We start from the raw sequence: 21258 nt of genomic DNA on the forward strand, positions 1-21258 counted from the left end.
TGCGTCCCTCAGGCGCGGTCGACGGTGATCGTCATGCCCGCACCGCGCAGCCGCTCGGTGAGCGCGTCGCCCATCGCCGCGGCCGGGGTGAGGATGCCGGCGAGCTCGGGTTGCTTGTCGGTGTCGAATGCCAGGCACAGGCCGCTCTCCCCGAGCAGCACGGCGGTGGCCTGGTAGCCGGGGTCGCCGGAGCCGGAGAAGGTGGCGACGTACTTCGCGCCCGAGGTGGTGTGCGCGAACGTCTTCATGGTGAACCAGCCGCTCTTGCGCGCCTGCTCGCTCGGCCCGGTGCCGGGCTTGGGCAGCACGCGATCGAGCAGTTTGCGGCCCACCGCTGCCCGCGACAGCAGCGCTCCCGCGGTCATGCCCGCCACGATGCCGCCCGCCATGCCCGCCGCGACCAGCGGCGCCATCCGCGACTTGCCCGCGCTCATCACCTCGCGGTAGCGGAAGTTCTTGCCGTACACCCAGCCGAGCAGGCCGTTGGAGCGGCGCACGATCTTGGTGTTGTGCGCGGCCATGACGAATGTGCTCACCCATCCGTCCAGGCTCGGGTCGATGGCGCTCGCTCGCGACAGCGCCTGATCGGACTGGCGGCCGACGTCGGGATCCATCGACTTGTCCGGGCTCAGCGAGTACGGGTGCGACATCACCTTGCCCTTGGCCGGGTCGGCGGCGATCGCCTCCATCATGGCGCGGCCGGAATCGATGGTTCCGCCGCTGACGCCGCCCTTGAGCGAAGCCACCAGCGTGGTGTCGGCCAGCTCGCCGGTGTTGTCCTCGACCGTGCGGCGATAGAGCTGGTACACGCTCAGATCGGACGGGATCGAGTCGTAGCCGCAGGAGTTCACGATCTTCGCGCCCGTGGCGGCGGCCTGTTCGTGGTAGGCGTCGATGGCGTCGCGGATGAACAGCGGCTCGCCGGTGAGGTCGGCGTAATGGGTGCCCGCCTTGGCGCACGCCGCCACCAGCGGCATCCCGTAGCGCAGGTATGGGCCGACCGTGGTGACCACGACCTTGGTGCGCGCCGCCAGCTCGTCCAGCGCCGTCTGGTCGTTCGAGTCGGCCACCACCAAGCCCCACTTCGCGGCCTTCGGGCCGAGACTCTCGCGCACAGCGGTCAACTTGTCCAGCGATCGTCCGGCCAGCGCCATCCGGGCGGATTCCGGCGCGGCCCCGACGAGATATTCCGCGGTCAGCTTGCCGACGAAACCCGTCGCGCCGAAGAGGACCAGGTCGTATTCCCGTGTGTCTGCCATGGTTTTCCGTTCTGCGGTCGTGTCGCCGGGCGGCGGCTACTCGGTGGTCTTCTTGCGCGGCCGTTGCGGCGCGGCGCGGGGACGGTCGGCGAGCCAGGCGTGATGGGCCCGGCCGAGTTCGGTGACCGGTGGTTCGTCGTAGAGCCATTCCCTGGCGATGCGATGCCAGTTCGCGGTGCAACCGAGGTGCCCGAGCATGCCGAAGGTCAGGAAGTCGGCGCGGCGCGAGAAGAGATGCTCCGGCGGCAGATTCTGCTGCTTCATGCCGGTGAACTCGCTGGCTCTCGGATCGACCGCGAGCAGGAAGGCGCCGCTGGCCAGCTCGGGGGTGATGGTCAGTTCCTCGTCCACCAGACACCATTCCGAGGCGGCCAGCACGTATTCCAGGCACTCCTCCGCGCCGATCTCCTGCGGCGAATCGATGACGCCGCGCTTGATCATCAACTCGCGCAGGTCTTCCGCGCGATCTTCGGCGGCGGCCCGCAGGCAGACCAGCTCGAACTGCACGTGCTCGGCATCCATACGGTTGAACAATCCGAAATCCAGGAAGCCGACCCGGCCGTCCGAGGCCAGCAGCACGTTGCCCGGATGCGGATCACCGCAGAATTCGTTGAAGGTGAACAGCGATCCCACGTAGAACCGGTAGATGATCTCGCCGATGCGGTCGCGCTCCGCCTGGGGCAGCTGCCGGATCTCATCGAAGCCCTTGCCCTCCACGTATTCGGTGACCAGCACTCGCGTGGTGGAGAACTCCGGCAGCGAGCGCGGCACGATCACGAACGGATGCCCGGCGTACAGCTCGGCGATCTGCAACTGGGTGGCCGCCTCGGCTCGGTAGTCGAGCTCGGCCTCCATGTTCAGCCGCAGCTCGTCCAGCACCGCGGGCGTCACCCACGGCATCGCGGACTGCAGCACGCGCCGGAACATGGCTAGATTCTTCAGATCCGCGCGCACGGCGGCGTCGATGCCCGGGTACTGCACTTTCACCGCGACCTGGCGGCCGTCGTGTAGTCGGGCCCGGTACACCTGGCCGATCGAGGCGGCGGCGACGGGCTCGGCGTCGAACTCGGCGAAGACCGCGTCGAGCGGCTTGCCGAAATCGTCCTCGATCACCTGGCGCATGGCCGCGAAGGAGACCGTCGGGGCCGCGTTGCGCAGCACGGCCAGGCGTTTCTGGAATCGCTCCCGATGATCCTCGGGCACCAAGTCGAGATCGAGCACCGACATCATCTGCCCGAGCTTCATGGCGACGCCCTTCATGGTGCCCAGCACCGTGACCACCTGCTCGGTGGTGCGGATCATCGACTCCTCGGCCATCTTCGCCCGGACCGCCTCGGATCTGCCCCGCATGGTCAACCGCGTGCGCTGGTTGCGAAGCACCGAACTGGCTGCCACCGCGCCCAGCTTCGTGCCACGAGCAAGCCGAGAGGTCGGTACTTGCTTCGCCATCGAGGTACCTCCGTTGGTGCCGCGGTCGGAGCGACGGACACGCGGGCGGCAGCGTGCGGGACCATGGTGTCCCGCGCGGACCGCCGTCGAGTACGGCGCCGGCGGTGACGCAACACACTCGGCGCACCGCTCGGGTTCAGACTAACCAAGGTTCCGGCAAAGTCGACAGTGCCGGTGAACTTTTGCAAGCGGTCCAGCTAGCACCGGGGGCCGATGGCTCGATTCAGTCTTGGGCGGGCGTCTCGGGGGTGGGCAGCACGTGCGGCTGCGCGTTGAACGCCGCGGGCGAACCGCCTGCCCGGGCCATGCCCTCGATGGCGCTCCAGGCGAGCATGGTGAGGTAGTCGATCACGTCCTCGCGCGACAGCGACTTGTTGGTCGACCACCAGTGCGTGGCCAACTGAATGCCGCCGACCAGCACATACGACGCCAGCGCCGCGCCCTCGGTCGCCACGCCCCGGTCCTTGGCGCGCTCGGTGATGACCGCGCACACCACCTCGGCGAAAAGCTTCTCGAACTCCGCCAGCGAGGACTGGTCGGCCGAGCCGTTGCCCATGATGAAGCGGTAGACCTCGGGGTCCTCGTCGACCGTGCCGACGTACTCGGCCAGCGCGGAGCGCACCAGCTGGTATTCGTCGGCGTCCAGGCTGATCGCGCCGTACACCCGCGGCATCAGCGTGGTTTCGATGAACCGCTGCATGGTCGCGTGGACCAGGTCGTTCTTGTCGGAGAAATAGCGGTAGAGCACGGTCTTGGAGACGCCGATCTCCGCGGCGATCTCGTCCATGCCCGCGTTGCTGCCCCTGGTGCGCACGGCGGCGAGGGTGCCGTCGACCAGTTCCTCGCGGCGATCGATCTTGTGTTGCCGCCACCGGCGCTTGCGGCCGTCCATCCGGCCGCTGCGCACCGCCGACGGTCGCTCGCCGACATCGACAAGGTCTTCGGTGGACAGCGTGGGCTCCCTCGTTCGTAAGTGCTCCGGTGGCTACCAGCTTAGGTCCCCGCTACCCGTGATATGCGCTTTTGAGCCCGGATGCGGTAGGAACCACAGTCCGCAGGCCCGGTGCGTCCGATTTGTGTGAAGTCGCTCGCCCCGCTCGCCACTGCGCCGGGCACAGCAGAATGGGAGGCATGGAGAAAGCTCCCGGCAATACCGCGGTGCTGGACGCCCCTGCCGCGCCTGCCGCCGCGCCCCTCGGCTTCGCCGCCGTGCTCGACGAGGCGGCCAAGCGTCGTGACCTGTGGCGGATGAAGGCGTTCGCCACCGGCCTGCTGGCCATGGCCACCGCGATCTATCTGTTCTGCCGCTGGACCGAATCGCGCGGGGCGGGCGGCGACTGGGTCGGTTACCTGCGGGCCGCCTCGGAGGCGGGCATGGTCGGCGCCCTGGCCGACTGGTTCGCGGTGACCGCACTGTTCCGGCATCCGCTCGGCCTGCCCATCCCGCACACGGCGATCATCCGGCGAAAGAAAGACCAGCTCGGCGCCAGTCTCGGCACCTTCGTGGGCACCAACTTCCTGGCGCCGGAAGTGGTGTCGGCGAAGTTGAGTTCCGCGCAGGTCTCCCTGCGGGTCGGGCGCTGGATGGCCGATCCTGGTCACGCCGCGCGCGTGGCGCAGGAGAGTTCGACGATCCTGCGCGCCGTCGTCGGCGTGCTGCGCGACGAGGACGTGGAGCAGGTCATCGACAACACCATCGTCAAGCGGATCGCCGAGCCGCTGTGGGGTCCGCCGATCGGGCGGGTGCTCGCGGAACTGCTCGCCGACAACCGGCAGCTGGCGCTGCTGGACCTGCTCGCCGAGCGCGCGCACCAGTGGGCCCTCGGATCCCAGGAGACGATCGATCGGATCGTCCTGCGGGACGCGCCGCAGTGGGCGCCGAAATTCGTCAACATCCTGCTTTCCGAACGGATCTACCGGGAACTGGTGGAGTTCACCTGGAAAGTCCGCTCCAACCCGGAGCACGAGGTCCGTCTCGCCGCCAATCGGTTCCTGGAGGAATTCGCCGAGGACCTGCAATTCGACGACGCCATGATCAAAAAGGCCGAGCGGGTCAAGGCGCAGATCATGGGCCGGGAGGAGATCACCGGACTGGCCTCGGCCACGTGGCGCGCGGCGAAGCGGCTGATCCTGGAATCCGCCGACGATCCGAACAGCACGCTGCGGCGCAAGGTCGCCGAGAACGTGCAGCAGCTCGGCGAGCGCCTGCGCGACGACGCGGATATGCGGGCCAAGGTCGACGGCTGGATCGATCGCGGCGCGCGCTACTTGGTGGAAAACTATGCCGGTGAGATCAGCACCCTGGTCACCGACACGGTTGCCCGGTGGGATGCCGATGAAGCGAGCAAGAAGATCGAATTGCAGGTCGGCCGGGATCTGCAATTCATCCGCATCAACGGAACCGTCGTCGGTTCGCTTGCCGGACTGGCGATCTACACGATTTCCCACGTGATGTTCGGCGGTTGATCCGCGGCGTGCGGAACGTTTGCCGAAACTCTGCTAGCAGACTGCTTGCAATAGCTAGCACCCTGACCTAGAATCGAATTCGTACAACCCGCCAGAAGGTGAGTGATGGCTGACCAGCCCGAGGTTTCCGCCGAGTACACCGACAGATCGGACGAGCACTCGTCCGGCGCCGGGGAACGAGGGGGTCGCGTCGTCAGTGCGGCGCACGACATCGGAGGCTTCATCAGGGCGCAGCGAGAAGCCGCGCAAGTCTCGCTGCGTCAGCTCGCCCAGCTGGCGGGGGTGAGCAATCCGTACCTCAGTCAGATCGAGCGCGGACTGCGCAATCCGTCCGCCGAAGTGCTCACGCAGATCGCGAAGGCGCTGCGGGTCTCTTCGGAGGTCTTGTACGTACGGGCTGGCTATCTCGAGCAGCGGCCGCACAGTCCGGTCCGGGACGCACTGCTCGCCGACACGTTCATCAGTGAGCGGCAGAAGCAGGTGCTGCTGGACATCTATGAATCGTTTCGCCGGGAAAACGGAGGAAACGAGGCAGGGGGGGATGTATGGGACAGCGACGTTCCGCGCACGACAACCGAAACTCCGCCACGCCAGGAGAACGAAACACCATGACCGAGAAGAACGCCACCGTCACCAAGCCCTTGCTCGCCACCGTCGGCGCGGGTGACGCCCTCTACACCGCCGTCAACGACGCCTTCGCCCAGGTGCGCGAGCGCGCGGCGGCCACCGAGGTGCAGGCCCGGGTGGAGGAGGCGCGCGAGCGCTTCGCCAACGTTCCCGCCGATGTCCAGGACCGATTCGAGTCGCTGCGCGAGCGGCTGTCGGGTCTGCCGTCGGAACTGCCCGACGACCTCGCCGAGCTGCGCGAGAAGTTCACCGCCGAGGAGCTGCGCGCGCTGGCCGAGAAGTACTACCGGCAGGCGCTCGACCTCTACGCCGACCTCGCCGTCCGCGGTGAGGAGGCCATCGAGCGGCTGCGCGCCAACCAGGTCGTCGATGAGCGGATCGGCAAGGTCGAGACCCTCTACGGCGACGCGGTCAGCCGCGCCGAGGACGTGCTCGAGCGCGTCAACGGGCTGCTCGGCCGCCCGGTCAAGGCCGAGGTCGAGGTCGAGGCCGACGCGGTGGCCGACCCGGCGCCGGTCGTCGAGGCCGAGGTCGTCGAGGTGACCACCGAGGCCACCCCGGCTCCGGTCACCAACGGCGCGCCGAAGAAGGCGCCGGCCAAGAAGGCCGCCACCCCGGTCGCCAAGAAGGCTCCGGCGAAGAAGGCCGCCCCCAAGAAGGCCTGATCCGCCCGCGGCAGAGACGATTCGACGCCCTCGCGCACCCCTGGTGCGCGAGGGCGTTGCTTCTATGATGGGTGGGGTGAATATGGTGCACGGATTGACCGGGATGATCCTGCTGGTGCTGTGGCTGGCGGCGCTCGGTGCGACGATTTTCGCGCTGATCCACGCCGTGCGTCAGCGTCCGGACGCGTTCACCGCGGTTGACAAGCTGACCAAGCCGATCTGGCTGGCGATTCTCGGGGCGGCCGTGCTCGTGCTCCTGCTCTCGCCCGCGGGTCTTGGCCTGCTCTCCTTCGCGGCGATCATCGCCACGGGTGTCTACTTGGCCGATGTGCGGCCCAAGGTGGACGAGGTGCAGCGGGGTCCGCGCTGGTGAGGGTGGAGTTCGCCGACGAGTAAGGGTGCTTGCACTAGCAAGCGGCGCGAATCGGGGTTACTGTATCTAGCAGTAACACAAAGGAGTGTCCGATGCGTGCCATGCTGCCGACCGCGTTGACGAGCTTCCCGGCCCTGCTCCGGAGCTTGCGCGACGCGCACAGCGCCGACCTGCGTTCCCGTACCTACCGGACCGCCGCGTTCAACCCGCCGACCGCGCCTCGCGAGGTGATTCCGGTCCGGGCCGGTGACGGGGCGCGGCTGCGCGTGCACGCCTACGGCCCGTCGGACGCCCCGGCCGTCGTGCTCGTGCACGGCTGGACCTGCTGCCTCGAATACTGGAATCCGCAGATCAACGCGTTCGCGGGCGAATACAGGGTGATCGCGTACGACCAGCGCGGTCACGGGGAGAGCGAATACGGCTCCAGCGAGCTGACCATGGACCTGCTGGCCGACGACTTGGCCGCCGTGCTCGACGCCGCGCTCGCGCCGGGACAGCGCGCGGTGCTGGTCGGACACAGTCTCGGCGGCATGACGCTGCAGGCGTGGGCCGGGCGCTACCCGGAGCGGGTCGCGCGCCAAGCGCTCGCGGTGCTGCTGACCAATACCGCGGCGGACCGGCTGATCCTGGAAACTACGGTCGTGCCGCTGCTGAACCGGCCGCTGCGGCTGCTGCAACTGAAAGTGCCGCTGCCGTTCCTGTTCGGCAGGCTGGGGCTCGCAGCCCCGATCGTCTTCCCCCCCATCGCGCCGGTGCGCTGGCTGTTCGCGCGCCAGATCCTCAACACCGCGGCCAAGGGCGAGTTGTTGGATTTCAGCATGGCCATCGTGCGGTCGTGTCCGGCCTGGGTGCGCTCGAAGTTCGGTTTCCTGCTGGCCACGATGGATGTCGGTGAGTCGGCCCGCGACCTGGTCGTGCCGACGACGGTGATCTCGGGACAGTTCGACGACATGACGCCGCCGGTGCACTCCGAACGCATCGTCGAACTGCTCCGGCAGACCGGCAGCCTCGCGCGTTACCAGGTGCTGCCCACCGGCCATCTCGGGAATGTCGAAGCCTACGAGCGGTTCAACGAGGAACTCGCGCGCGTTCTGACCGCGGCGAACAAGCCGAGCCGCGCCGATCTCGCGGGCTGACGCGCCGGGGGTTCGCGCCCCTCAGGAGAAGACGACCGTCCGGCGGCCGTGTACGAGGACCCGGCCCTCCAGATGCCAGCGCAGCCCCCGCGCCAGCACCACCCGCTCGATGTCGCGACCCTGGCGGACCATGTCGCGCACTTCGTCGGCGTGGTCGATGCGGATGACGTCCTGCTCGATGATCGGGCCCGCGTCCAGTTCGGCGGTCACGTAGTGGCAAGTGGCTCCGATCAGCTTCACGCCACGGGCGAACGCCTGGTGGTACGGGCGAGCGCCGACGAACGAGGGCAGGAAGCTGTGGTGGATGTTGATCGCCCGGCCCGCCCAGTGCTCGCACAGTTCGGCGGGTAGCACCTGCATGAACCGCGCCAGCACCACCGCGTGCGGGTCGTGCGCGTCCACCAGGGCGCGCACCTCGTCGAACGCTGGGCCGCGCTCGGCCGGGTCCTTGGGGAACGGCACGTGATGGAACTTCACCCCGTGCGCCTCCGTCATCGCGGCCAGATCCGGGTGGTTGCCGATCACCGCCTCGATGGTGGCGGGCAGTTCACCGCTGGCCGCGCGCCCGAGCAGGTCGTGCAGGCAATGGCCGTCCTTGCTCACCAGCAGGACCGCGCGGCGGCGCGCGCCGGAGTCCAGCAATTGCCATTCGGTATCCGGTCCGAGATCCGCGGCCACCCCGGCGAACCGGTCGCGCAGTTCCGCGATACCGAACGGCACCGTCGCGGCCCTGATCGCCTGACGCGTGAAGAACCAGCCGGTATCCGCGTCGGAGTGATACCCGGCCTCCACGATCGAGCCGCCGAACTCGGCGATGAACGACGTGATCCTGGCGATGATGCCCGGCCGATCCGGGCAGCCGAGAGTCAGCACATAGCGGCGGTCGTCCAGGGCGGATGGAGCGGAACTCATGAGCACATCCTCCCAGGCGCGCTGTGCGTTGATCATCGAGCCTCTGGGGCTATGATTGAAGTCAGTGAAGGCAATGGCGCTATTGCTGTCAAATCGGAGCAGGTGAGTGGATATGGCAAGGCTGACCGTTCGCGATCTACCCGACGACGTCCGCGAGGCGTTGCGTGTACGTGCCGCGCAGCATGGACGCAGCACCGAGGCGGAGGTGCGGGCAATCCTTATCGAAGCCGTTTCTCCCGTGGCGCAGGTGGAGCTCGGGTCGTTGCTCGCGGAGATCGGGCGCGAGGTCGAACTCACCGACGACGAATTCGAAGCGCTGAACGCGCGTGATCGACGGCCGGGTAGCCCCGTGGAGTTCGAGTGATCGTTCTCGATACGAACGTCATTTCCGAACCGCTGCGCAAAGCTCCAGACCCTGGCGTAGTCGCTTGGATCAATGCGCAACCTCTGCGCACTCTCTACCTGTCAGCTGTCACTGTCGCCGAGTTGCGGTTCGGCATTGCCGCGATGCCTCCCGGTAGGCGGCGAGACAACTTGCGCGACAAATTCGAAACTCGTGTGTTGCCCCTATTCGCAGGACGAGTACTCGCCTTCGATATCACCACCTCTGCGGTGTATGCCGAACTCATGGCTGCCGCCCGCGCCACCGGAGCTGCGATCGGTACTGCCGACGGCTATATCGCCGCGACCGCCAGCGCTGCTCGGATGGCCGTCGCCACTCGCGATACCGCGCCGTTCCGAGCTACCGGAGTGCCCGTCATCGACCCGTGGGCCTAGCGCCCGCTGCGCACGACCAAGCGCTGAGCCGGGGCTCAGAGGTGGTAAAACGGCTCCGCGTAATGGAATTCGCCGGTGATCTGGGAGTCGTAGGCCGACAGGGAGCGGACCTGGAAGTGGCTGATCCAGGCCGGGTCGTCGGGGGTGATGCCGAGACGGGCGGCGGGCACGAAACCGAAGCGCGGGTAGAACTCCAGGCTGCCGAGCAAGCCGATCAGTGGTTCGTCGAGCGCGTCGGCGGCGCCGAGCGCCGCGTGCATGAGGGCCGAGCCGACTCCGGCGCCCTGATGGTCGGCGAGAACGCCGATCGGGCCGAGGGCCAGCACGGGGAACGGGCCGACCGCGGCTCTGGTCAGGCACACGTGGCCGATCACGCTGTCGTGCTCGATCGCCACCAGCGACAGCGTGGGGATCCAGCCCTCGTCGCTGCGCAGCTTCGCGACCAGATCCACCTCTGGCGGGGCGGCGCCGGGACGATCACCGGACGCGGCGGCGTGGGCATAGCGAGGCGCGAATGCGCTGCGATGCACCGCCGCGATCGCAGTGGCGTCGTCGACGCGTTCGCGACGGATCAGCACGGTCGTCTCCTCCCGGACGAAGTAGGGCCCATCCGCGCACGTCGGTCGGTCGACCGTGGCGTCACGTGGTCCGATGCGCCATCAGCTACGAGTGTGCGGGAACTGCCGCCGGGCGCGCAACGGAATTCGCGTCCGGTATGCCAGACTCTCACCCCATGGCAAGTTCCGCGTCGCTGACCAGGGCCGAAGTGGCCGCCATGATCGATCACACGCTGCTCGCCCCGGAGGCGACGCCCGCGCAGGTCGGCGCGCTGATCGAAGACGCGCGGGCGTTGGGCGTGCTCGCGATCTGTGTGTCGCCGTCCATGTTGCCGGTGCGCGCGCCGGGACTGGTGGTCGCGACGGTCGCCGGATTCCCTTCCGGGAAGCATCATTCCCTGGTCAAAGGCGCCGAGGCGCGGCTGGCGGTGGACCAGGGCGCCGCCGAGGTGGACATGGTCATCGATGTCGGCGCGGCGCGCGCGGGTGATTACACGGCGGTGTTGTCGGACATCGTCACGGTGCGCGAAGCGGTCGGCGATCGAGCGCTGTTGAAAGTGATCATCGAATCCGCCGCGCTGCCGGACGAAGCGATCGTGCGGGTGTGCCAGGTCGCCGAACGCGCGGGCGCCGATTTCGTGAAGACCTCCACGGGATTTCATCCCGCGGGCGGCGCGAGCGCGCACGCGGTGCGGTTGATGGCCGAAACGGTCGGCGACCGGCTGGGTGTCAAGGCCAGTGGCGGTATCCGCACCGCCGAGGCGGCCGCGGAGCTGATCGCGGCGGGCGCGACCCGGCTCGGGCTGTCGAGATCGCGCGAAGTGCTCGACGGCTTCCCGGCCTGACCAACAGCGGAAGACGTTCGCCCACATCGCCGAAGCGTTTGCGTGCGGCCGAAATGCCGTGCGGCGCTGCGGGTCAGCAGCGCATGTCGGAGCTGTCGCCGGAAGACTCGAGCTGGGTTCGCCCACCGGAGAGGTGGACATCGACGCCTGAGTCGGTGACCTTCAGGTCGGTCGCCGTCATGCCGAGCGGGTAGCTCTGCAGGCTCTTGGTGAACAGGTCGACGATGCCCTGCACCAGATCGGAGGGCAGGCCGATGCCGAGCAACTGCGCCGACATCGTCTCCACCTGCACCGTGCCGTTGACGATCTGCGGCTTCAGTTGGAGTTCGGCGAAACCGCCGAGCACCGACAGAGTGAGCATGCCGGTGCTCGCCGAGGAACTCACCCCGCTGACCATGCCGCCGAGGGTTTCCTGAATGCCTTCGTTGCTCCAGGTGACGTCGGCCGAGGAGCTGCCGATCACGCTTCCGTTCCGATCGGAGACGTCGACGTCGCGGAAGACGGCGTGCACCACCATCCCGACGGCCGGACCGAACTTGGAGTCGTCGCTGTTCACCTTCACCGAGGGCACCTTGCCGTCGATCCAGGTGAGCAGCATCGGCTTGGGCCCGAAGCCCACGTCGATCTTCGACCCCATCTCCTTCTCGAACTGCGAGCTGATGCAGTTCGAGACCGTGTGCCTGGCATAGGCCTCGCCGCCGACCAAGACCGTGGCGAGCAGAATCGCTACCACGGTCAGCGCGATCAGCAGGCCCCGCCGGTTGATCGTCGAGGTTGAGGTTGCGTTCGTACTCATGGCCAAAATTCTTCCCGACCTTTCTGTGCCGTCTCTGAGGAGGCAGTGAGGGGTTCGAATGTGACATGAAGCACAAAAAGCGAGCGTAGCCTGATGCCCATGGCTGGCGAAGCGGCAAGCCGCGCGATCGGATCCGCGGAACAAGGATGGCGCGTTCTGCGTCGCTGGGCCGGTCGGCACGCCGGTTTCTTCACGACTCGTCAGGTGCTGCGCACCGGGTGTGGGGCCCGGGTGCGGGCAGGTCTCGGTGACGGCTCGGTGACCAGGGCCGGAGTGGGCATGCTCCGGTTGGCCGGGTGGCGGGACGGTCCGCTCGACGAATACGCGATGTGGGCGGCCTGGTTCGACGGCGCCGCGGTGGTCTCCCATCAGAGCGCGGCGGAGCTGCACGGGCTCGGCAGTCTGCGCCCGCGGTTCCTGCATCTGTCGGCGCGGGCGGGACGCCCGCCGGTGACGCCGCGGCTTGTGGTCGTGCGCCGCGCGCTGACCGGCGCCGAGGTGGAATCGGCTGGTGCGTTCCTGGTGACGACGCCGGTGCGTACGGTGCTCGACCTGGCCGAGTCCGATATCGGGCAATCCGCCTTGAACGAGGTGGTGGCCGACGCGGTGGCCATCCACCGCTGCGCGGGCGAGGAGATCACCGACGCGGGGGCGCGCCTGTCGCCACGCGCCGCGCGCCGGGTGTACCGGGCGCTTGCCGTAGCGTGACGAAACCGCGCCGGCGTCAACCGAGCGGCGCGACCGCCGACCACGGCACCGAGAGCACGTTGTCGCGCAGGCGGCGGCGGTAATGGCGGATCGGGAACCCTTCGGCGTGCAGCGCCCGCGCCGCCGCGCGCCAGCGGACGCGGGGACCGTACGGCCCCAGCGGCGCGGCGTGCGCCCAGGCGCGATCCGCGGCGGCGAGCAGCGTGTGGATCGGTTCACCGGGAATGTTGCGGTGGATCAACGCCTTCGGCAGGCGTTCGGCGAGGTCGGAAGGGCGCTCGACGGTGAAGGGATCCCAGGCCAGGGTGAGCGAGCGCGGCCCGTCCCGGTCGAGCAGAATCCAGGCGCAGCGCCTGCCCAATTCGTCGCAGGTGCCGTCGACCAGCAGCCCGTCCGGCGCCAGCCCGGCCAGCACCGTCGACCATGCCGCGCCGACCGCCGATTCCGGGTACTGCCGCAGCACGTTGAAGGCGCGCACCAGAACCGGTCGCAGCCCGGCCAATTCGAATCCGCCGCGGGCGAAGGTGACGCCGTCGCGGCCGGGCACCACGCGCTGCGGGTCGATCTCCAATCCGACGACCCGCACGTCGGCGCGGATCATGCGCAGCCGGGCGGCCAGCTCGAACGTGGTCCACGGGCTCGCGCCGTACCCGAGATCGACGACCAGTGGATCGGGCGCGACGCGCAGCCGACCGGCGACGAGGTCGTCGTTGATCAGCCAGCGGTCGCTGCGGCGGAGACGGTTGACGGCGGTGGTGCCACGAGTGATGGTGCCGACCGGTCTGGTCAGCGAGTGGGGTGCTGTTCTTCCAGCCACTGCACCGTGAACTCTGCCTCGCCGCGGAACAGGTCGACCAGGTTGACCAGCATCAGCTGTTCCAGGCGCGGGCCGACCATGGGGATGAACACCTTCGCCTCGGACGAGAAGCGCATCGTGCAGCCGGTGTCGGTGGGGAACAGGCGGATGGTGCCGCCGAGGCTGCCGGGGCCCGCCGGGATGGACGCCGAGTACTTGCCGGTGGTCTCATCCTCGGCGTACGGGCTGTAGAACTCCTTGCGGGTGATCACCATGTCCTTGCGCATCACCGTCTGGGCGATCTCCGGGAGCATGTCGCGGGGCAGTACGTGGTGCAGTTCGACAGAGATTCCGTCGTCGCCTGCCTCCAGCCGGGCCACTTCGTTGCCGGGGGTGTACTTCCGCATCTCTTCCATCCGCGCGTCCCAGTAGTCGCGGTTCGACAGCGCCGCGTACAGCTCTTTCGTGGTGTGCAGCGGATAGCGGGCGGAGTAGTCCAATCGGCGTGCCATGGGCTCACAGGTTACCGGGACCGGCGGCGCCGACCTCGCCGGGCGGGTGGAGTGCGGAACTCACACGAATGCCGGGACGGCACGATGTGACGTCGAACAGTGACCGCGCTGCGCGGCCGGTCAGTGCGCCGCGAGCCAGTTCTCGGTGAACTCCGCCTCGTTCTTCAGCAGCTCGGTGAGGTGCTCGGCGATCGCCTTCTCGATCTTGCTGCCGAACAGCGGGATCTTCACCTCGATGGTGCCGTCGACCGTGGTGACGGCGCCGGAGCCCTCGGCGGCCAAGGCGATGGCTCCGCGCACCTCGGCGGGCGCGCCATCGACGCGCGCGGTGAAGGTGGCCTGGTCTCCGGTCCAGTGCTCGACGCGCGGGATGATCAGATCGCCCGGCCGCACCGCCGTGATCGCGGCGGGGAGCAGTTCGGCGGCGATGGCCTGCACCATCTCGACACGCACTTCGTCACCGCTGATGGTGACCGAATCCAGCCGGGCGTTGGGGCCGCCGACCTGCGCGATGCGATCCTTCCAGTACTGGTCGTTCGCGAAAGCCGCGCGCACCGCGGCGGTCGGATGGGTATAGCGGGCCGTGTACGCCAGCGGTGTAGCCATGGCTCCACACGCTACCGTGTGGCGCTCGCGCTCCACGAGCCGTGCTGTCCGATCTGCTCGTGGGCTGAATACGCCAGCTCGTAGCCGATAGCGCGCACGCTACCGTTTACCACCGTGCGAACTTCACGAGTGGTTCCGTCGGATCTTCTCGCCGGCACCGGCGCGCGGCTGCGCGCAGGCGTGCGGCTGGCGGAGCTGACCACGCTGCGCGTCGGCGGCCCCGCGCTGGTCGCCGAATGCGCGACGACCGAGTCGCTGGTCGCCACGGTCCGCGCGCTGGACGCCGCCGGTGTCCCGGTGTTGCTGCTCGCGGGTGGTTCCAATCTGCTGATCAGTGACGACGGCTTCGACGGCGTGGTGGTGCGGATCACGACCACCGGCGTCGAGATCGGCGACGGCGGTGTGGTGGCCGAGGCGGGCGCGAACTGGGACGCGGTGGTGCGCGCGACGGTCGAGGCCGGTCTCGGAGGATTGGAGTGCCTGTCCGGCATTCCCGGCTCGGCGGGTGCGACGCCCGTGCAGAACGTGGGCGCCTACGGCGCGGAGGTGGCGAACCTGCTGCGCCGGGTGCGTCTGCTCGATCGCGCCGGCGGCGAGATCCGGTGGGTGGAGCCGGGCGAACTCGGTTTCGGTTACCGCACCAGCGTGCTCAAGCACCGCGACGACGCCGTGGTGCTCGCGGTCGATTTCGCGCTGCGCGCCGACGGTTCCAGCGTGCCGCTGCGGTACGGCGAGCTGGCCTCAGCGCTGGGCGCTTCGGACGGCGAGTCCCGCCCCGCCGCGCAGGTGCGGGAGGCGGTGCTGCGGTTGCGCGCGGGCAAGGGCATGGTCCTCGATCCCGCCGATCACGACACCTGGAGCGCGGGTTCGTTCTTCACCAATCCGGTGGTCGCGCCGGAGCGGGTGGCGCAGGTGCGCGCCGCGATCGCCGCCCACGTGGGCGACGTCGCGGTGCCGACCTACCCCGCGCCGGACGGGGTCAAGTTCTCCGCGGGCTGGCTGATCGAGCGGGCGGGTTTCGCCAAGGGCTTCCCCGGCGACGGCGCGCCCGCCCGGCTGTCGACGAAACACACACTGGCACTGACCAATCGCGGCGGCGCGGCGGCCGACGATGTGGTGGCGCTTGCCAGGACCGTCCGCGACGGCGTGGCAGAGCGTTTCGGGATCCGGCTGGAACCCGAACCGGTCACCGTGGGCGTCACGCTCTGACCCGTTGAGGCCGACACCACACGCTGCGCCGACGGGGCGCGGCGGGCGGCGCGCGTAGATTCGACGAAGTGAACCACCGCACCATGATCCGCCGATCGGTTGCCGTGGTGTCGGCCGTCCTGCTCGTGGTCGTCGCCGCGGTGGCCGGCTGCACGATAGACCGCGGCTCCGGCAAGCCGGGTCCCGCCGCGGGCCCGATCGCCAAGGCGACGTTGGCTCCCGCCGACGACGCGACGAACGTCAACCCGACCGCCCCGGTCTCGGTGACGATCAGTGACGGCACGATCGATCAGATCGCGCTGACCAACGCCGCGGGCAAGCAGGTCCGCGGCGAACTCGCACCGGACCGGCGCGCCTACACCATCACCGAGCCGCTCGGCTACGACGCCACCTACACCTGGTCGGGCACCGCCGTCGGCACCGACGGCAAGCCGATCCCGATCGACGGCTCGTTCCACACCCTGACGCCGAAGAGCACCGTCCCCGCGACCCTGAACATCGGCGACAACCAGGAGGTCGGCATCGCGGCGCCGATCATCCTGCAGTTCAAATCCTCCGTGTCGAACAAGGCGGCGGTGGAGAAGGCGCTCACCGTCACCACCGACCCGCCCACCGAGGGCGCGTGGGCCTGGTTCCCCGACGACGGCGGCTCGCGCCTGCACTGGCGTCCGAGGAACTACTGGACGCCGGGGACCAGCGTGCACGTCTCGGCCCGGCTCTACGGCCTTGACCTGGGCGGCGGCAACTACGGCGATTCCGATCTGACCACCGATTTCCGCATCGGCCGCAGCCAGATCGTCAAGGCGAACGCCCCGAGTCACCGCATGCAGGTGGTCCGCGAGGGGCAGACGATCTTCGATTTCGCGGTGAGTTACGGCGAGGGCAACGAGGCGCGCAACGTCACTCGTTCCGGCATCCACGTGGTCACCGAGAAGTACGAGGACTTCATGATGTCGAATCCGCCGTACTACACCAACGTTCGCGAGCGCTGGGCGGTACGTATCTCCAACAATGGCGAATTCATCCACGCCAACCCGGAATCGCTGTCGGCGCAGGGGTCGGCGAACGTCACCAACGGCTGCATCAATCTGTCACCCGCTGATGCCCAGGCGTATTTCCCCACGTCCTTGTACGGCGATCCGGTCGAGGTGACCGGCACTTCGATCCCGCTTTCGGCCGCCGACGGCGACCTCTATGACTGGACCATCGACTGGGACACCTGGAAAACCATGTCCGCGTTGCAGGGCGCGCCCTCGGCTGTGGTCTCCGCCACCCCCCTGCCGCCGCGGCCCGCCGGAGCACGCTGACCGGTTCTAGCGCACCTTCACGTTCTGCTCTTCGGTCGCACCGTCGGCGTGTTCCGCCTCGACCTTGCGATCGGCCTCACGTTGGGCGCGCACCGCATCGTGCCGCTCGGCGAGCAGGTCGCGGATCTCGGTCAGCAACTCGATCTGGGAGGGCTCGGCCGCCTTGGGCGTGCCGAAGCGGTTCTTGATCGTCTTCATGGGCAGGATCAGCACGAAATACAGCACCGCGGCCACCATGACGAAATCGATGGTGGCCGTGATGATCGGGCCGACGGCGATGAAGGTAGCGGGCTTGGACGGGATCAACTGCACGCCGAGGCCGAGCTGATTGGTGCTGCCGAACACCGCCAGCAGCGGATTGATCACACCTTTCGTCACCGAGGTCACCACGGAGGTGAACGCGGTGCCCATGACGACGGCGACCGAGAGGTCGATGACGTTCCCGCGCATCAGGAACTCTTTGAAGCCCTTGAGCATGTGCCGAGTCACTCCCATCCGATGTCCTTACGCTTGCGGCTTCTCGGATGCTAACGGCTCGGGGCGAAGAGCGAAGGTCCAGCGATTCGCGGCCGGACCGGACGATACCCCGCGCTATGAGGTGCGGCGGGCGAACCGGCCCGCATCCGCCTGGTCGCGCGGCTTGATGATGATCTGGTCCAAGTTGACGTGCGCCGGCCGCGACGCGACGAACCCGATGACCTCCGCGATGTCCTGGGCGACCAGCGGATCGATGCCTTCGTACACCTTGGCCGCGCGCTCGGCGTCGCCGCCGAAACGCACCAGCGAGAACTCGGTCTCCACCGCGCCGGGCGCGATCTCGGTGAGCCGCACCGGCTGCCCGAGCAGCTCGCCGCGCAGCGTGCGGTGCAGCACGGCCTGGGCGTGCTTGGCGGAGGTGTAACCGGAACCGTTGTCGTAGGCGGTGAACGCGGCCACCGACGTGACGGTGACGATCAACCCGTCACCGGAGGCGATCAGCTTCGGCAGCAGCGCCTTGGTGACGCGCAGCGTGCCGAGCACGTTGGTCTCCCACATCCAGCGCCAGTCGTCCAGGTCGGCCTCGGCCACCGTGGCCAGGCCCTTGGCGCCGCCCGCGTTGTTGACCAGCACGTCGACGCGCTCGACCGCTTCGGTGAACGCCCGCACCGACTCGTCCGAGGTGACGTCGAGCGCCACTGCCGTGCCGCCGATCTCGTCGGCGAGGCGGCGCAGACGATCGACCCTGCGCGCACCGACGTAGACGTGATAGCCCTGCTTCGCCAGTTCGCGGGCGGTGGCCTCGCCGATTCCCGAGCTGGCTCCGGTGACGACGGCGGTGCGAGTGCTCATGCGAACAGATCCTAGGTGCGCGTGGTTCGCCGGGGCCGTGCGGTCACCGCGAGCACGGTTAGCCTCGGTGCATGGCTATACGGGACGTGGTGAGCGCGGACGGAACGAACATCGTCTACCGGGTGAGTGGTCCGGCGCAGGGCAGGCCACTGGTGCTGCTGCACGGCTGGTCGGCGAACCTGCGCTGCTGGGGCGGCGCCGCCGACGACCTCGCCGCGCTCTTCCGGGTGATCGCCGTCGACCTGCGCGGCCACGGTTACTCCGACACGCCCGCGGCGGGCTACGACGATCCGAAGAACTGGGCCGCCGACGTCGCGGCGGTGCTGGCGGCCGAAGACATCGAGTCCGGCGCGGTGCTGCTGGGCTGGTCCTACGGCGGGATCGTGCTGTCGGACTATCTGACCGCCTACGGCACCGGAGCCGTGGCGGGCGTCGTCTACACCGGCTCGATGGCGAACATCGGCCCCGGCGTGCCCGGCGCGGCCACGGGCAGCATGATGCAGGAGGCGATTCCCGGCGTCTTCGAGGAGAGCGCGGGGCGGGCGGTGCGCGCCTTCGGTGTGTTCGGCAACGCCAACACCGGACCCGGCACGGACAAGGGGCCCGATGCCCAACGCTTGTTCGGAGCCGGTCTCGCGACCCCGCCCGCGGTGCGCAAAGCGCTGTTCTACCGGACCGTCGACAACACCGAGACCCTCCGCACGCTGGACGTTCCGGTGCTCGTCCTGCACGGGACGGCCGACAGGGTCGTCCCCGTCGACAACGGCCGCTACATCGCGGAGGCGGCGCCGAACGCGCGGATGTCGTTCTGGGAGGGCGCCCAGCACGGCTTGTTCATCGAGGACCGCGCGCGGTTCGTCGCGGAGGTGAGCGCGTTCATCGAGAGCTTGTGATCGGAATCATGTCTGCTCTGTGATAGCTCTCACTTGCCGCGGATAGCGTGTCTGGGCCGGGGAACGCAACGTGCACTATGGATAGTGTGAGTCAGCGCCTGGACCTACGGCCGAACCGTATCGCCGTGTTATCGGTGCACACCTCACCACTCGCTCAGCCCGGTACCGGCGACGCGGGCGGCATGAACGTCTATGTCCTGCAGACGGCCGTCGAGCTGGCTCGCCGCGGCACCGAGGTGGAGATCTTCACCAGGGCCACCGCGTCGAACGTTCCGCCCGTCCAGGAGGCCGCGCCCGGCGTGCTGGTGCGCAACGTGGTGGCGGGCCCGTTCGAGGGGCTCGACAAGCACGATCTGCCCACCCAGCTGTGCCCGTTCACCGCGGAGGTGCTGCGTCAGGAGGCCAGGCACCTGCCGGGCCACTACGACCTGGTGCACTCGCACTACTGGTTGTCCGGCCAGGTCGGCTGGTTGACCAGGGATCGGTGGCGGGTGCCGCTGGTGCACACCGCGCACACCCTGGCGGCGGTGAAGAACGCCGCGCTGGCCGAAGGCGACTGTCCGGAACCGGCGACCCGCGAGATCGGCGAGAAGCAGGTGATCGCCGAATCCGACCGGCTGGTCGCCAACACCGCCGAGGAGGCCCGCCAACTGGTCGAACTCTATGGCGCCGACGCCGAGCGCATCGACGTCGTGCCGCCCGGCGCCGACCTGGCCCGCTACCGCCCCGGTGACAAGGCCGCCGCCCGCGCCGAGCTCGGGTTGGCCGCCGATGAGCGGATCGTCGCGTTCGTCGGCCGCATCCAGCCGTTGAAGGCGCCCGATGTGCTGGTGCGCGCCGCGGCCGAGGTCTTGCGCGTCGACCCGGAACGAAAACTGCGCGTGCTGATCGTCGGCGGTCCGTCCGGCAGCGGGCTGGAGCGGCCCGACGCGCTGATCGATCTGGCCGCCGAACTCGGCATCGCCGAGCGGGTCAGCTTCCTGCCTCCGCAGCCGCCGCAGCGGCTGGTGCTGGTCTACCGCGCCGCCGACCTGGTCGCGGTGCCCAGCTACAACGAGTCCTTCGGCTTGGTCGCGATCGAGGCGCAGGCCAGCGGCACGCCGGTGCTGGCCGCCGACGTGGGTGGTCTCGGCACGGCCGTGCGGCACGAGGTGTCCGGGCTGCTCGTCCCCGGCCACCGCACCGCCGATTGGGCCGACGCCCTGCGCTACCTGCTCGACGACCCGGACCGGCTGCACCGGATGGGTGAGCGGGCCGTCACGCACGCGGCCAATTTCTCCTGGGCGCACACCGCCGACGGACTGCTGGCCAGCTACGCCGCGGCCATGGCCGGTTTCCGGGACGAGCGGGCGGTCTTCGGCGGTCGCGGCTTGGCGCACAGCGATGTGCGGGAGGATGCGTACGACCGGGTGTCCGCCGACCGCACCGGCCTGGCCGGCGAGCGGACGGCCGCCCTGCTCGGTGAGAACAGTCAGGCGAGATCGCGGGCGCTGTGGCGGCGCCGGATGGGAGTACGCCGATGAACGAGGTGCAGACGACCGCGCGACTGATCGACGAGACGCTGCGGGATCGGGAGATCGAATACACCCGGCCGGGGGAGGAGACCTTCGTCGTCGTCCTGCCCGGCGAACGCAAGCTCAAGACCACCGTGATGGTGACGGTGGGCAAGCACGGGGTTCGCTTCGAAGCGTTCGTCTGCCGCAAGCCCGACGAGAACTTCGAAGGCGTGTACAAGTTCCTGCTGCGCCGCAACCGCAGGCTTTATGCCGTCGCGTACACCCTCGACCGGGTCGGCGACATCTATCTGGTCGGCCGCATGTCCGGGCACGCCGTCACCGCCGACGAACTGGACCGGGTGTTCGGGCAGGTGCTCGAGGCCGTCGACGCCGACTTCAACGTGCTGCTGGAACTCGGCTTCGCGGAATCCATTCGGCGCGAATGGAAGTGGCGCGTCTCACGGGGCGAGTCGCTGCAGAACCTGCGCGCCTTCGAGCATCTGGTCGATTCCGCCGACAAGCCGTAGCCGGTCGTCGCCG

At 68.8% G+C, this 21258-nt stretch carries 25 protein-coding genes; 14 read left to right on the forward strand and 11 right to left on the reverse strand.

Translation table 11 applies throughout. The features are described from left to right. Positions 1–8: 8 nt before the first annotated feature. From ACWDMM_RS16360 to ACWDMM_RS16370, 3 genes are all read right to left on the reverse strand, one after another. Positions 9–1259, reverse strand: coding sequence for a saccharopine dehydrogenase family protein (locus ACWDMM_RS16360; RefSeq protein ID WP_195083169.1), 1251 nt, complete (start codon positions 1257–1259; stop codon positions 9–11). A gap of 36 nt (positions 1260–1295) precedes the next feature. Then, a complete protein-coding gene (locus ACWDMM_RS16365; RefSeq protein ID WP_195083168.1) occupies positions 1296–2708 on the reverse strand; it encodes an ABC1 kinase family protein in 1413 nt (470 codons plus the stop codon). Positions 2709–2931: 223 nt separating this feature from the next. Next, positions 2932–3600 carry a TetR/AcrR family transcriptional regulator gene (locus tag ACWDMM_RS16370; protein ID WP_084485797.1) on the reverse strand — a complete coding sequence of 223 codons (669 nt, stop codon included), beginning with the start codon at positions 3598–3600 and terminating at the stop codon, positions 2932–2934. Between the two features lie 239 nt (positions 3601–3839). On the opposite strand from ACWDMM_RS16370, the gene ACWDMM_RS16375 reads away from it, so the two are divergent. The 5 genes from ACWDMM_RS16375 (at position 3840) to ACWDMM_RS16395 (ending at position 7975) form a co-directional block, all read left to right on the forward strand. Further along, positions 3840–5174, forward strand: a complete 1335-nt coding sequence (locus ACWDMM_RS16375) for a DUF445 domain-containing protein (protein WP_195083166.1) — start codon at positions 3840–3842, stop codon at positions 5172–5174. A gap of 105 nt (positions 5175–5279) precedes the next feature. Next, complete coding sequence (locus tag ACWDMM_RS16380) at positions 5280–5786, forward strand: helix-turn-helix domain-containing protein (protein WP_067797276.1); 507 nt, start codon at positions 5280–5282, stop codon at positions 5784–5786. Then, the gene (locus tag ACWDMM_RS16385; RefSeq protein WP_195083165.1) at positions 5783–6466 is read left to right on the forward strand and encodes a heparin-binding hemagglutinin; all 684 of its coding nucleotides are present in this window, start codon (positions 5783–5785) and stop codon (positions 6464–6466) included. The genes ACWDMM_RS16380 and ACWDMM_RS16385 overlap by 4 nt, the downstream gene beginning before the upstream one ends. 82 nt (positions 6467–6548) lie before the next feature. Further along, the gene (locus ACWDMM_RS16390; protein WP_040870424.1) at positions 6549–6839 is read left to right on the forward strand and encodes a DUF2516 family protein; all 291 of its coding nucleotides are present in this window, start codon (positions 6549–6551) and stop codon (positions 6837–6839) included. Positions 6840–6931: 92 nt separating this feature from the next. Then, positions 6932–7975 (forward strand): alpha/beta fold hydrolase, encoded by a 1044-nt coding sequence (locus ACWDMM_RS16395; RefSeq protein WP_195083164.1) that lies wholly within the window; start codon positions 6932–6934, stop codon positions 7973–7975. A gap of 21 nt (positions 7976–7996) precedes the next feature. On the opposite strand, the gene purU is transcribed toward ACWDMM_RS16395, so the two are convergent. Beyond that, positions 7997–8887, reverse strand: coding sequence for a formyltetrahydrofolate deformylase (gene purU, locus ACWDMM_RS16400; RefSeq protein WP_195083163.1), 891 nt, complete (start codon positions 8885–8887; stop codon positions 7997–7999). A 112-nt stretch (positions 8888–8999) separates the two neighbouring features. Here purU and ACWDMM_RS16405 point away from each other — a divergent pair, with 112 nt between their 5' ends. Beyond that, entirely contained in the window at positions 9000–9251 is a 252-nt protein-coding gene (locus ACWDMM_RS16405; protein ID WP_195083162.1) for a FitA-like ribbon-helix-helix domain-containing protein, read from the forward strand. Then, positions 9248–9664 (forward strand): type II toxin-antitoxin system VapC family toxin, encoded by a 417-nt coding sequence (locus ACWDMM_RS16410; protein WP_195083161.1) that lies wholly within the window; start codon positions 9248–9250, stop codon positions 9662–9664. The genes ACWDMM_RS16405 and ACWDMM_RS16410 overlap by 4 nt, the downstream gene beginning before the upstream one ends. 35 nt (positions 9665–9699) lie before the next feature. On the opposite strand, the gene ACWDMM_RS16415 is transcribed toward ACWDMM_RS16410, so the two are convergent. After that, positions 9700–10242, reverse strand: a complete 543-nt coding sequence (locus ACWDMM_RS16415; RefSeq protein WP_195083160.1) for a GNAT family N-acetyltransferase — start codon at positions 10240–10242, stop codon at positions 9700–9702. Positions 10243–10397: 155 nt separating this feature from the next. Here ACWDMM_RS16415 and deoC point away from each other — a divergent pair, with 155 nt between their 5' ends. Next, a complete protein-coding gene (deoC, locus tag ACWDMM_RS16420; RefSeq protein ID WP_357112592.1) occupies positions 10398–11066 on the forward strand; it encodes a deoxyribose-phosphate aldolase in 669 nt (222 codons plus the stop codon). Positions 11067–11139: 73 nt separating this feature from the next. Here deoC and ACWDMM_RS16425 read toward each other — a convergent pair whose 3' ends face one another. Next, positions 11140–11862 (reverse strand): LmeA family phospholipid-binding protein, encoded by a 723-nt coding sequence (locus ACWDMM_RS16425; protein ID WP_195083158.1) that lies wholly within the window; start codon positions 11860–11862, stop codon positions 11140–11142. A gap of 99 nt (positions 11863–11961) precedes the next feature. On the opposite strand from ACWDMM_RS16425, the gene ACWDMM_RS16430 reads away from it, so the two are divergent. After that, entirely contained in the window at positions 11962–12570 is a 609-nt protein-coding gene (locus tag ACWDMM_RS16430) for a hypothetical protein (protein ID WP_357207446.1), read from the forward strand. Positions 12571–12586: 16 nt separating this feature from the next. Here ACWDMM_RS16430 and ACWDMM_RS16435 read toward each other — a convergent pair whose 3' ends face one another. From ACWDMM_RS16435 to ACWDMM_RS16445, 3 genes are all read right to left on the reverse strand, one after another. Further along, positions 12587–13387 carry a class I SAM-dependent methyltransferase gene (locus ACWDMM_RS16435; protein ID WP_449938129.1) on the reverse strand — a complete coding sequence of 267 codons (801 nt, stop codon included), beginning with the start codon at positions 13385–13387 and terminating at the stop codon, positions 12587–12589. Next, the gene (locus ACWDMM_RS16440) at positions 13357–13878 is read right to left on the reverse strand and encodes a DUF2505 domain-containing protein (RefSeq protein WP_195083156.1); all 522 of its coding nucleotides are present in this window, start codon (positions 13876–13878) and stop codon (positions 13357–13359) included. Before ACWDMM_RS16440 ends, ACWDMM_RS16435 begins: the two co-directional genes overlap by 31 nt. A gap of 120 nt (positions 13879–13998) precedes the next feature. Further along, a complete protein-coding gene (locus tag ACWDMM_RS16445) occupies positions 13999–14484 on the reverse strand; it encodes a DUF2505 domain-containing protein (protein ID WP_195083155.1) in 486 nt (161 codons plus the stop codon). A gap of 129 nt (positions 14485–14613) precedes the next feature. Here ACWDMM_RS16445 and ACWDMM_RS16450 point away from each other — a divergent pair, with 129 nt between their 5' ends. Both ACWDMM_RS16450 and ACWDMM_RS16455 read left to right on the forward strand, forming a co-directional pair. Continuing rightward, positions 14614–15693: a UDP-N-acetylmuramate dehydrogenase gene (locus ACWDMM_RS16450; protein WP_449938189.1), complete on the forward strand. Its 1080-nt coding sequence runs from the start codon at positions 14614–14616 to the stop codon at positions 15691–15693. An 83-nt stretch (positions 15694–15776) separates the two neighbouring features. Next, on the forward strand, positions 15777–17000 hold the full coding sequence (locus ACWDMM_RS16455) for a L,D-transpeptidase (protein ID WP_195083191.1): 1224 nt from the start codon (positions 15777–15779) through the stop codon (positions 16998–17000). A 6-nt stretch (positions 17001–17006) separates the two neighbouring features. Here the strand turns inward: ACWDMM_RS16455 and mscL are convergent, their stop codons facing one another. Beyond that, positions 17007–17495, reverse strand: coding sequence for a large conductance mechanosensitive channel protein MscL (gene mscL, locus ACWDMM_RS16460; RefSeq protein ID WP_449938132.1), 489 nt, complete (start codon positions 17493–17495; stop codon positions 17007–17009). Between the two features lie 96 nt (positions 17496–17591). After that, a complete protein-coding gene (locus ACWDMM_RS16465) occupies positions 17592–18329 on the reverse strand; it encodes an SDR family NAD(P)-dependent oxidoreductase (RefSeq protein ID WP_195083154.1) in 738 nt (245 codons plus the stop codon). A 71-nt stretch (positions 18330–18400) separates the two neighbouring features. Between ACWDMM_RS16465 and ACWDMM_RS16470 the strand changes: the two genes are divergently transcribed. The 3 genes from ACWDMM_RS16470 (at position 18401) to ACWDMM_RS16480 (ending at position 21245) form a co-directional block, all read left to right on the forward strand. Next, positions 18401–19222: an alpha/beta fold hydrolase gene (locus ACWDMM_RS16470; protein WP_357207455.1), complete on the forward strand. Its 822-nt coding sequence runs from the start codon at positions 18401–18403 to the stop codon at positions 19220–19222. Between the two features lie 77 nt (positions 19223–19299). Next, the gene (gene mshA / locus ACWDMM_RS16475) at positions 19300–20745 is read left to right on the forward strand and encodes a D-inositol-3-phosphate glycosyltransferase (protein ID WP_449938134.1); all 1446 of its coding nucleotides are present in this window, start codon (positions 19300–19302) and stop codon (positions 20743–20745) included. Further along, complete coding sequence (locus ACWDMM_RS16480; RefSeq protein WP_195083151.1) at positions 20742–21245, forward strand: type III secretion system chaperone family protein; 504 nt, start codon at positions 20742–20744, stop codon at positions 21243–21245. Before mshA ends, ACWDMM_RS16480 begins: the two co-directional genes overlap by 4 nt. The last annotated feature ends 13 nt before the right edge of the window (positions 21246–21258 follow it).

Source organism: Nocardia sp. NPDC003726 (assembly GCF_053586955.1).